General features: G+C 31.7%; 7 protein-coding genes and 2 pseudogenes. 6 read left to right on the forward strand and 3 right to left on the reverse strand.

From position 1 onward, the window contains the following. The 3 genes from OU788_RS10315 to OU788_RS10325 form a co-directional block, all read left to right on the forward strand. The coding region (locus tag OU788_RS10315; protein ID WP_274635087.1) for a gliding motility-associated C-terminal domain-containing protein at positions 1 to 974 on the forward strand (974 nt) is incomplete at its 5' end. Between the two features lie 11 nt (positions 975 to 985). After that, positions 986 to 1,927 (forward strand): PorP/SprF family type IX secretion system membrane protein, encoded by a 942-nt coding sequence (locus OU788_RS10320; protein WP_274635088.1) that lies wholly within the window; start codon positions 986 to 988, stop codon positions 1,925 to 1,927. A gap of 11 nt (positions 1,928 to 1,938) precedes the next feature. Continuing rightward, complete coding sequence (locus tag OU788_RS10325; RefSeq protein WP_274635089.1) at positions 1,939 to 3,834, forward strand: OmpA family protein; 1,896 nt, start codon at positions 1,939 to 1,941, stop codon at positions 3,832 to 3,834. A gap of 186 nt (positions 3,835 to 4,020) precedes the next feature. On the opposite strand, the gene OU788_RS10330 is transcribed toward OU788_RS10325, so the two are convergent. From OU788_RS10330 to miaE, 3 genes and pseudogenes are all read right to left on the reverse strand, one after another. After that, positions 4,021 to 4,464 carry a CAP domain-containing protein gene (locus OU788_RS10330; RefSeq protein WP_274635090.1) on the reverse strand — a complete coding sequence of 148 codons (444 nt, stop codon included), beginning with the start codon at positions 4,462 to 4,464 and terminating at the stop codon, positions 4,021 to 4,023. Positions 4,465 to 4,622: 158 nt separating this feature from the next. Beyond that, positions 4,623 to 5,065, reverse strand: a pseudogene (locus tag OU788_RS10335) (DUF4268 domain-containing protein). 103 nt (positions 5,066 to 5,168) lie between these two features. Continuing rightward, the gene (gene miaE, locus OU788_RS10340) at positions 5,169 to 5,750 is read right to left on the reverse strand and encodes a tRNA-(ms[2]io[6]A)-hydroxylase (protein ID WP_274635091.1); all 582 of its coding nucleotides are present in this window, start codon (positions 5,748 to 5,750) and stop codon (positions 5,169 to 5,171) included. A 253-nt stretch (positions 5,751 to 6,003) separates the two neighbouring features. Between miaE and OU788_RS10345 the strand changes: the two genes are divergently transcribed. From OU788_RS10345 to OU788_RS10355, 3 genes and pseudogenes are all read left to right on the forward strand, one after another. Next, positions 6,004 to 10,179, forward strand: a complete 4,176-nt coding sequence (locus OU788_RS10345) for an alpha-2-macroglobulin family protein (protein WP_274635092.1) — start codon at positions 6,004 to 6,006, stop codon at positions 10,177 to 10,179. Continuing rightward, the gene (locus tag OU788_RS10350; RefSeq protein WP_446751486.1) at positions 10,112 to 11,470 is read left to right on the forward strand and encodes an alpha-2-macroglobulin family protein; all 1,359 of its coding nucleotides are present in this window, start codon (positions 10,112 to 10,114) and stop codon (positions 11,468 to 11,470) included. Before OU788_RS10345 ends, OU788_RS10350 begins: the two co-directional genes overlap by 68 nt. A gap of 101 nt (positions 11,471 to 11,571) precedes the next feature. Beyond that, a pseudogene (locus OU788_RS10355) lies at positions 11,572 to 11,728 on the forward strand (IS3 family transposase); the annotation flags it as partial.

The following is an 11,728-nucleotide window of genomic DNA, read 5'->3' on the forward strand; positions in this document are numbered from 1 at the left end:
TATTAACAGCGACAGATAATTGTAGTTCATCAGTTACAGTAAATTATTCAGAAGAAATTACAAGAGAAGAAGGAGCGTGTGCTTCTGCATATACAATTACTAGAATTTGGACAGCAGAAGATTGTGCAGGAAATACAGTTTCGCATACTCAAGTAATTAATGTTGAAGATACTGAAGCACCAGAATTAGTTTCTACTTTAGAAGATATTACAGTTGAATGTGACAATGTTCCAGAGGTTGCAACTTTAGAATTTACTGATAATTGTTCAGCAAACGTAACTCAAACAAATTTTGAAGAGACAAGTACGTTTGATGGAACTGATAGTAATTATATGATTACAAGAACATGGACAGTTTCTGATGATTGTGGAAACGTAGCTGAATTTACACAAACCATTACAGTAACAGTCAATACATCGGTAACAGAAATAGCTGATTCTAAATGTATAGACGATGGAGAAATTAATTTGAATGATTATGTAGCTAACCCAAGTGAAGAAGGTAGTTGGGAAGTTACACAAGGAAATGTAGTATTATCGAACGATGCAAGTTTTGATCCATCAGGTTTAAGTTTAGGAGACTATGTATTCACTTATACTGAACCAAATAATGGATGTTTAAGGTCAATAAAAGTTACGATTAATATAAACGATGACTGTATTGTATTACCATGTGGACAAGAAGATGTGGTAATATCAAAAGCAGTAACCCCTAATGGAGATTCATGGAATGAATTCTTTGAAGTAACAGGAGTAGAATCTTGTGGATTTATAGTAAATGTGAAAATATTTAACCGTTGGGGAGCACAAGTCTTTGAGTCTAACAATTATGCTAATAATTGGAATGGAGTTTCTGATGGAACTAAGTTTGGAGGGGCTAAAAGATTACCAGCAGGTACATATTACTACATTGTAATATTAGAAAATAGTGGTTTAAAACCATTTACAGGAGCAATTTATTTAGGAACCAAATAATATTATAAGCTATGAACCATAATTACAGAATATTACAAGCAATTGTTGTGTTACTATTTGCAGGTATTTTTACCGTACAATCGCAACAGTTACCACAATTTACCCAGTACATGTACAACACTATTTCCATAAACCCTGCTTATGCAGGTAGTAGAGAAGTGTTGAGTATAGTTGGGTTGCATAGAAGTCAGTGGGCAGGATTAGATAGAGCGCCTGAAACGCAAACTTTATCTGTTCACTCACCTCTAAGGAATGATAAAATCGGTCTAGGCTTATCGTTTATTAACGATAAGCTTGGATACGAAAAGTTTACCTATTTGTACGGAGATTTTTCTTACACGATTAAGCTTAACAGTACTATAAAATTAGCCTTTGGTCTTAAAGCAGGTTTTACTCAATATAATATTGATGATGCTTTAATAGCAGCAGAACCATCTGATCCAGGTATCTCAGGAATTCAAAATAGATGGGAACCTAACATAGGTAGTGGGGTATTAATGCATACTAATAAATGGTATGTAGGATTGTCGGCTCCGAGGCTATTAAATATAGACCATAATGATTTAGAAGTTAATGGAATTAATTATGGAGTTGTAGATAAGGTGAGTTATTACTTAACAGGAGGTTATGTATTTGATTTAAGCGATAATGTAAAATTTAAACCAGCAACTTTAATTAAAGCAACAAACGGAGCACCTTTATCGTATGATATTACAGCAAACTTTTTGTTTAATGAAAAGCTTTGGTTAGGTGGATCTTATAGAATTAACGAGTATACAGGAGCATTAGGAGCTTTGGTAGATTTTCAAGTCTCTCGTCAGTTTAGAATAGGATATGCTTACGAACATCCGTTATCTGATATTAATCAATATTCAAATGGTACTCATGAAGTATTATTGATGTTTGAATTGCACCCTAAAGCATATAGAACAAAATCACCTAGATACTTTTAAAAAGCACACTTATGAAAACAAAAATTACATTTATATTACTTTTTTTATCATGTTTTGCTTTTTCACAAAGAAAAGTAGCTGATAAATTTTATAAAGAATACTCCTACATAAAGGCTGCTGAATTCTATAAAAAAGCAATTAACGCAGGCGATGATGGAGTAGAAATGGTAACAAAATTAGCCGATTGTTATTATAACAATTCTAACTCTAAACAAGCAGCTTACTGGTATGGGGTGGCTTCCAATAGAGATGAAGGTTTAAGTGATGAAGCTATATATAAATATGTACAATCACTTAGAAGTCTTGGTGAATACGAAAAAGCAGATAAATGGCTGCAAAAAATACCTGATGTAGTTACCAAAATAGGAATTGTAGATTATGATAAGCTAAAAACACTAAATAAAGATTCTGTAGAAATAGCAAATTTAAAAATCAATACTAAAAATTCAGATTTTGGTTCTTACGTACAAGGTGAAAAGTTATATTTTGCTTCTACAAGAAATGATAAAGGTGAAATTTATGAATGGAATAATCAGCCGTATTTAGATATATATCAAGCAAAAATTATAGCTAAAGATGATGAGTTTGATTTAGAAGATGTTATGCCAATTGTTTCTTCCAAGATTAACACAGGTTTCCACGAATCGAATGTAGCTATTACTAAAGATGGAAAGACATTGTACTTCACTAGGAATAATCTAGATGAAAAAGAGAAGCTTGAGTATGATAAAAAAGGTACGTCGAACTTAAAAATTTTCAAAGCAACTTTAGTGAATGGTCAATGGGAAAATATTGAAGAATTACCTTTTAACGACAAAGTGTATTCTAGTGGACATCCGGCATTAAGCCCAGATGAAAAAACATTGTATTTTACTTCTGATAGACCAGGTGGTTTTGGAGCAACCGATATTTACAAAGTAGCAATTTTACCTAATGGAGGCTATGGAAAGGTCATGAATTTAGGAGAAAAAATTAATACAGTAGATAGAGAAATGTTTCCGTTTGTAGCAAAAGATTATACCTTATATTTTTCTTCAGATGGATATCAAAACTTAGGTCTTTTAGATATTTATAAATCAGATTTGTTAAAAAATAATTCTTCTGAAGTAGTAAATATAGGAGCTCCATTTAATAGTGGTTATGATGACTTTGCTTTTTTTTATAATGAAGACGGAAAAACAGGATATTTTTCTTCGAATAGACCGGAAGGTAAAGGAGAAGATGATATTTATGAATTCAGAACTTTTAAATGTAAACAATTCATAAAAGGTAAAACATTTGATAAAAGAACAAAAGAATTATTACCAAATACTTTAGTAGAATTAATAGATGCTGATGGTAAGGTGGTGCAAAGATTTGTTACTCAAGAAGATGCTTCTTATATTTTTGAAGTAGAATGCGAGAAGAAATTTAGATTAAGAGGTACAAAACTAGATTATAAAGATGATTTTATTGATAATGTTGAAACCACTGATAGAAGAGGTGTTGAAATAGAACGCAATTTATATTTAACACCATTAATTATAGGTAATGAGATTGTAATTGACCCAATATTCTTTGATTTTAATAAATGGAATATTCGCCCTGATGCTGCTTACGAGTTAGAGCATATAGTAAGAGTGTTAAAAAATAATCCGAAAATGATTATAAAAATTGAAGCACATACAGACAGCAGAGGAAGTGACCGATACAATGAAATTTTATCTGATAGAAGAGCAAAATCTACTAGAGATTATATTTATTCACGTGATATAGCCAAACACAGAATTCAAAGTGCTATTGGTTATGGAGAAAAACAATTGATAAATAAGTGTTCTAACGGTGTTAAATGTACCGAAGAAGAACATCAAGAAAACAGACGATCAAAATTTATAATCACGAATGATTATAAAGGTGAAAATAAGTAATTAGTCTCCCGTAGAGTAGTTTTCTTTGCCCCGGTTCAATCTCGCACATTGAATTGGGGTTTTTTTATTTATTTCACTTTTGTTTTAATGATTATAAAAGTGAAAACAAGTAATTAGCCTCCGTAGAGTAGTTTTCTTTTGCCCTGATTTAATCTCGTACATTGAATTGAGGTTTTATTTTCTTCACTATTGTCTTACAAAGATGTTGGTAAAATACCATTTACCATCAGCACTTTTTTCAGCGGTAATGTCAAAATGAGTAAAGTCACCTTCAATATTTTTCTTGTGACCATCACTTTTAACCCATGCATTAACAACAGATTCAGCTGTAGAATAACCATAAGCTACATTTTCTGCAACACTTACAGCGTTAGCATTTTGCGTTAAGTACTCTTTGCGTTGGTAAAAAAAGTCATGAGAAACCTCATTCTTTTCAATCATATAGTTAGTATGATTGTTTGTTTGTGATTTAATGACTTCTAATTTACTTAGTGAAGAAAAACCATTATTAACTCTATAATTATTAATAAGGGTCAAAATGTCCGATTCTATTGATTTTTCACTTACTGTAATTGACATTTCAGGGTTGTTGTCAACTATTTCAGTTTCATTAGACGAACAAGACGTCAATATTAGTGCACAACAAAGCACTAATAACTTGAGGGGATAGTTATTCATGATTGGGGGTTAAGGGGTTAATCAAAAAACGTTGTAAAGATATAACGAAAACTTAATGCGAAACAAGTTAATTGTATGTTTTTGAGATAAAAAGGGGCTTTTTCCTGTGACTAGATAGCCTGTTTTATAAAATCTTCATATTCATAAAAAAACAGCTCAAACTGTGTCATAGTTTCAACATAAAACTCATAGCAATCTCGCCAAGTATCTTTATTATGAATGCTGAATTTTTTATCAAAAGGAACATAAATTCTTCGGATAATTTTATGATTATCCAATTCAAAAGTATCATCGTAGATTACTTCTGGTAAATATTCAGATTCTAGTATTTTTTTTAAAGAAAGTAATTGGTCGTAAAGTAGTTCATTAGCAACATCTTCAGGGTGTTCAAAATCTAAACACACAGAGGCTTAGCTTTTTTTCTATCTGCTTGAAATTTAAAAGCAAATCCTTTTATTTTTGTATTATACAACAACCATTTTCTTGGAAAAGATTTTCCAAAGCTTGTCCAAAATTCTTTACGTAATCTAGCTGATTCTTCTTTACTAAACATTTTTTTGTCTTAAGTTGCTTGTACTTGGCTGTTAGTGGAATGTAAACTCTCTATCAAGTCATTCTTTCATTAACTCATTAATACACTAACTCATTAAACCATTTTATCCGTGAACTCTTGCTTCTTTACCTCTTTCGCGCATCATTTTAGCTTCAAAAGCTAACAAACTGTCCCATTTTTCGTCAACAAGATCACGATCCATATATTGACGAGCATAACCTAAAAATAAGGTGTAGTGATTAGCTTCTGAAACCATTAAATCTAAATAAAACTTAGAAAGCTCTTCATCTTCCATATTATCTGCAAAAACCTTAAAACGTTCACAACTACGAGCTTCAATTAATGCAGCAACTAACAAACGCTGTATTAGTGCTTCAGTTCTGTCTTTAGTATGTGGAAAAAACTTTTGCAATCGTTGAGCGTAATCATTTTTACTTGCTTGTCCTAAAACCATTCCTCGTTCTACCATTAAATTGTGTACCATTCTAAAATGCTCCATTTCTTCAATGGCAATATCACTCATATCTTTAACAAGTTCGGTTTCTTCAGAATAGTTGATGATAATTGACACAGCATTCGAAGCAGCTTTTTGTTCTGCAAAAGCATGATCGGTTAATAATTGTTCTAAGCCGTTTTTAGCAACTTCAACCCATGAAGTTTCTGTGTCAAATTGTAGTCCAAGCATAATGTGTAATTGAGGTTGTAAAAGTAAAAAATATAAAAACGAATAGAGTAATAAATAGCTTAAAAATAGCTAGCTTTGTTATTAAAAAAATCTCTTAAAAAATTGCTGATAAATACCGATTCTAATTACGGATACTAAACAAATTGCTACAAATTCTAAATAGATCATCTTTTAAAAAGATTTTTCAGTAGTTTTATAAAGAATAGAGAAAGTCAAAACTTCCAAAAAAATGAAATTACAGTTACTAAAACAAATGAGAAAAATTTTAGGTTCTCTTGCATTAATCTGTTTAATGCTTATGGCTAATTCGTGTAAAAAATCAGTTACTACAGAAAGTAATGTTAACGAATTTAGTGAGTATATTAGTGTGTTTCCTGATAAGTTAATATCGGTAACACCAAACTTAAAGTTTGTATTAAAAAAGAAAGCCACTACAAATTTTGATGCGAATGAAATTATAACAGTTTCACCAGAGATTAAAGGTGAAGTAGCTGTAAACGAGAATGAAATTGCTTTTATACCAGCAGAAAAATTAAAAAGTAATCAAGAATATTTGGTAACTCTTCACTTATCAAACTTGTATGAAGATATTGATGAAGAGTTAAAAGACTTTACAGTTAAGTTAAAAACAAAGGAACTGCTTTTCAATGTTTCACTACAATCGCCAAGTGTTTATACTAAAGATTTATATGCTGTAGAAGGTGAAATTATAGCAAGTGATGTTATTGAAACAACTAAATTAACCGATTTATTAAAAGCAACTTATAACGGTAAGTCGAAGAGAATAAAGTTTAGTGAAGTTGGTGAACTTAGCTCAAAAATATATTTTAAAGTAGACAGTATTCAACGTTATGATGACGATAAATCATTATCAGTAACTTGGGATGGGAGCTCTATTCAGTCAGAATCAAAAGGTAAAAGAGAACTGACTATTATAGGAAAAAATAACTTTAAAGTATTAGATATTGATGTTATAAATACGGATAAACAACATATAGAAATAAGTTTTTCAGATCCGTTACAAAAATCTCAAAATTTAAAAGGACTTATTCAGTTTTTAAATACTCAAAAAAGAGAATTTACTTATAAGATCAATAACAATAAGGTTACTTTATACCCAAAAGCATCTTATACAGAAAAGATAGATATAGAGGTTTTTAAGGGAATTAAAAGTGCAGATGGATACACCTTAAAAGAAAATATTATTAAAACGGTATATTTTGAAGAGTTGAAACCTGCTGTTAGCTTTATTAAAAGTGGATCAATTTTACCAAACTCAAGCAATTTAAAAATCAATTTTAAAGCGGTTAATTTAAAGGCAGTTGATGCAACTATCTATAAAGTTTATAAGGATAATGTATTACAATTTTTACAATACAATAATTTAAGTAACCAAGGTAATTTACGTTATGTAGGTCGTCCAATTGCAAAATATACGATGAATCTTGGTAATCAAGGACTCGATTTAAGTAAGGAAAATGCTTTTGCTATTGATTTAGCTGAAATTGTAACTGTAGAAGATGGAGCGATGTATAGAGTAGAATTTTCGTTCAATAAAGATTATTCTACTTATTCATGTACTGAAGGATCAGAAACCAAAACAATTGTTTTTGGAAAAAAAGAGATAAACATAAAAAGTTATGATAATCCTCATTATTATGAAGATTATTACGACGATTATAGTTGGAGAGATAGAGATAATCCATGTACCAACTCTTACTATTACGACAAGCAAATTAGCACTAATATTTTGGCTACAAATATTGGTGTAATCGTAAAGAAAGGAAACAATAACAAGACTTTAGTAGTGGTAACAGATATACTTACTACAAACGCAATTGAAGCTGCAAATGTGACGTTGTATAATTTACAAATGCAACCTATAGAATCGGCTTCTACGAATAAAGAAGGAATTGCTACTTTCAATAATGTTTCTAACGCATTTTTTGCTGTAGTTACGAAAAATAAAAATACAACATACATTAAGTTAAACGACGGTGAAGCATTGTCTATGAGTAAGTTTGATGTATCAGGTGTGAAATTGCAAGAAGGAATTAAAGGTTATATCTATGGAGAACGTGGTGTTTGGAGACCAGGAGATCAATTATTCTTAACCTTTGTATTAAACGATAATGCGAATCCAATTCCAGATGATCATCCAATAAAGTTTGAGTTAATCAATCCGCAGGGAAAAATAATTGACCGAACAATTCTTCCGAAGAAATCAAACAATGTATATGGTTATGCGCCAACAACAAACCCTGAAGCAATTACTGGAAACTGGAAATTACGCGTAAGTGTAGGTGGAGCGGTTTTTAACAAAGACTTAAAAATTGAAACCATTAAACCTAACCGATTAAAAATAAAACTTAACACCACAGAAAAGTTTATCAAAGCTAATTCTGAAATTACAGGAAATGTAGAGGTTAAGTGGTTACATGGTGCTATTGCGAGAGGTTTAAAATTAGATATTAACGGAAAATTTTCGCAAACAACTACTGAGTTTTCAAAATTCAAAAACTATAATTTTGATGATGTTACACGTCGTTTTGGAACTGAGGAGTTTAAAGTATTAAAAGGTAGTTTAAATAATGAAGGTACAACCAATTTCTCTGTAAAACCAAAACTAGATAGTAAAGCTCCAGGAATGCTAAAAGCGAGTTTTATAACTAAGGTTTATGAGAACGGAGGAGATTTTAGTACTGATGTGTTTTCTAATAAAGTATCGCCTTATACTTCGTATGCAGGATTACAAGATGCAGAAGAACCTCAATCTAAAAATTATTTGTTTACTGATGAAGAATATATGTTTAATGTTGCTTCTGTAAATCAAGAAGGAGTAGGAGTAGCGAATAATTTAGAAGTAAATGTGTATAAGTTATCATGGCGTTGGTGGTGGAATACCTCTGACAATGGATTGTCTAGTTATGATGGAACGCGTTATCATGAACCTTATAAAAAGTTAACAATTGGTACAAATACAGGAGGTAAAGGAACTTTCAAATTAAAAGTTGATGAAAACGATTGGGGACGCTATTTAATTAAAGTAACCGATTTAAAAAGTAAGCACGTAACTTCTAACGTAGTGTATTTTGATTGGCCTTCTTGGTATGCAAAGAAAAAAGGAAATCAAGATAAGAGCAATGCTACCATGTTGGTGTTTACTACAGATAAAGAATCGTATGAAGTAAATGAAACAGCAACAGTTAAGTTCCCTTCTTCTGAAGGAGGAAAAGCTTTTATTACTATTGAAAATGGAACTGAGGTGTTAGATCATTTTTGGGCACCAACGCAAGCCCAACAAACATCGTTTAGTTTTCCAGTAAAAGCGAGCTATACACCTAATGTTTTTGTGAATATTTCTTTATTACAAAAGCACAGCCAAACGGTAAACGATTTACCAATTCGTATGTATGGATCTATCCCGATGTTGGTAAATAATCCTGATACTAAACTAGCACCTAAAATTCAATTAGCTGACGAGTTAAGACCAGAATCTACTGCTACCATTCGTGTAAAAGAAGAAAAAGGTAGACCAATGACGTATACCATTGCACTAGTAGATGAAGGCTTGTTGGATTTAACACGTTTTAAAACTCCGAATCCTTGGGGTGTTTTCTACGCACGTCAATCGTTAGGAGTAAGAACATGGGATATTTTTGATGATGTTATTGGAGCTTATGGAGGAAAAGTAAATCAAATATTAAGTATTGGTGGTGACGAATCGGAAGCAGGAAGTAAAAACAGAAAAGCTAATCGATTCAAACCAATGGTTACCTATTTAGGTCCATTTGATTTAGAAATGGGAGATATTAAGGAGCACAAGATTAAAATTCCTAAATATGTAGGATCTGTTCGTGCTATGGTTGTCGCTACAGATACTAAAAAAGATGCGTATGGTAGCGATGAAAAAACAGCTTTTGTACGTAAACCTGTTATGATTTTAGCATCGTTACCTCGTAAGATTACGCCACAGGAAACCGTTACGTTACCAGTTACTGTTTTCGCAATGAAACCAAACATTAAGAACGTAAAAGTAACAGTACAACCTGATGAATCTTATACGATAGTTGGAGACCGAACACAAACAGTTTCGTTTGATCAACCAGATGAGAAAATGGCGTATTTCACCTTAAAAGTAAACGATTTCAAGGGAATTGGTAAAGTGAAAATAGATGCAAGTTCAGGAAGTGAAAAAGCATCTTACGAAGTAGAGATTGATGTCTTAAATCCGAATCCAGTTACGACCGAGGTAAAAGATTTAGTGTTAAAGTCAAACGAACAAGGAGAGTTAAACTTCACTAGTTTTGGAACTAGAGGAACTAATGCAGTTACGTTAGAGTTGTCTTTTAGGATATTTAATTCGTTATCCACATGGTTGTGTAGAGCAAACTACTTCAGGAGTTTTTCCACAGTTATACTTACCTGAACTATTTGAATTATCAAAAGATAAGATAGCTTCAACAGAAAGAAATATAAAAGCAGCTATTCAACGATTGTCAGATTTCCAGTTATCAAATGGAGGACTTTCTTACTGGCAAGGAAATAGTACTGCAGATAGTTGGGGAACATCGTATGCTGGTCATTTTATGATAGAAGCAGAAAAGAAAGGATATGTATTACCAATTGGTTTCAAATCAAAATGGATAGGATATCAGAAGCAACAAGCGCGTAATTGGAGAAACACTTCAAGCTATTATAACAATTCTCTTTCGCAAGCATATCGATTGTATACATTGTGTTTAGCGAATAGTCCAGATTTAGCTTCAATGAACCGTTTGCGTGAATCAATGGGAGTTTCAGATGAAGCTAAAACAAGGTTAGCAAGTGCGTATGCTTTAATCGGTAAAAAATCGATAGCGCAATCTATTTTAAAAGGATTAACAGGGTATAGTTCTACTAAGAGATATTATTCAAATTATGGTTCAGAAACCAGAAACAAAGCAATGGCTTTAGAAACGTATACTTTGTTAGATGATGAAACTAAGGCAATAAAGTTAGCTAAAGAAGTTGCTGAAGATTTGTCTAGTAACAACTGGATGAGTACGCAAACAACAGCTTATAGTTTGTTAGCAATGAGTCAGTATGCTTTAAAAAATGGTGGAGTTGAAGGAATTAACACCAACTATATTTTCAATAAGGTTTCAGGAGAAGCAAGCACAACCAAATCATTATTAGCAAAAGATTTAGTAGCACTTCAACAAGAGAATTCTTTAAAAATAACCAATAAAAACAACGGAGTAGTATATGTACGAGTACTAAATAAAGGAATTTTACCAGTAGGTGAAGAAAAAGTATTCCAAAAGAACTTAGAAGCATCTATTGTATATAAAACAAAAGATGGTGCTCGTATTGAACCTGATAATTTATCACAAGGAACCAATTTTATAGCTGAGATAAAAATTAAAAACTCAACTAGTGAAACACTAGAAAATGTGGCCTTAACGCAATTTATACCTTCTGGTTGGGAAATTGTAAATACTCGTTTTACCGATTTTGGAAATAATACCACATCTTCTAATGTAGATTATACCGATATACGAGATGCGAGTATTAGTAACTACTTTACATTGAAAAAGTATGAAACTAAAACGTTTAATGTATTATTAAATGCATCGTATTTAGGAGAGTATTATTTACCTGGAGTACAAGTTGAAGCAATGTACGACAACGATTATATTGCACGTACTCAAGGAAGATGGATTAAAGTTGTGAAATAATTACTACATCAAATAGAAATTAAAAAGGAGCTAATTATAGCTCCTTTTTTTGTTCATTATGTCTCGTCCTGAAATAAGTTTACACAATTTAGACTTATTTTATGAAAAGCAATGTATCCAAGAAGAAACGCACACAGTGTGATTACAATTTAGGCTTTAAATTAGCTGTAGTTTCTCAAGTAGAAAAGGGCGAATTAACTTACAAACAAGCTCAAAAGAAGTATGGTATTCAAGGAAAGAGTACTGTTTTGGTTTGGT

It is taken from the genome of Tenacibaculum sp. L6 (genome assembly GCF_028823685.1).
GTDB lineage: Bacteria > Bacteroidota > Bacteroidia > Flavobacteriales > Flavobacteriaceae > Polaribacter.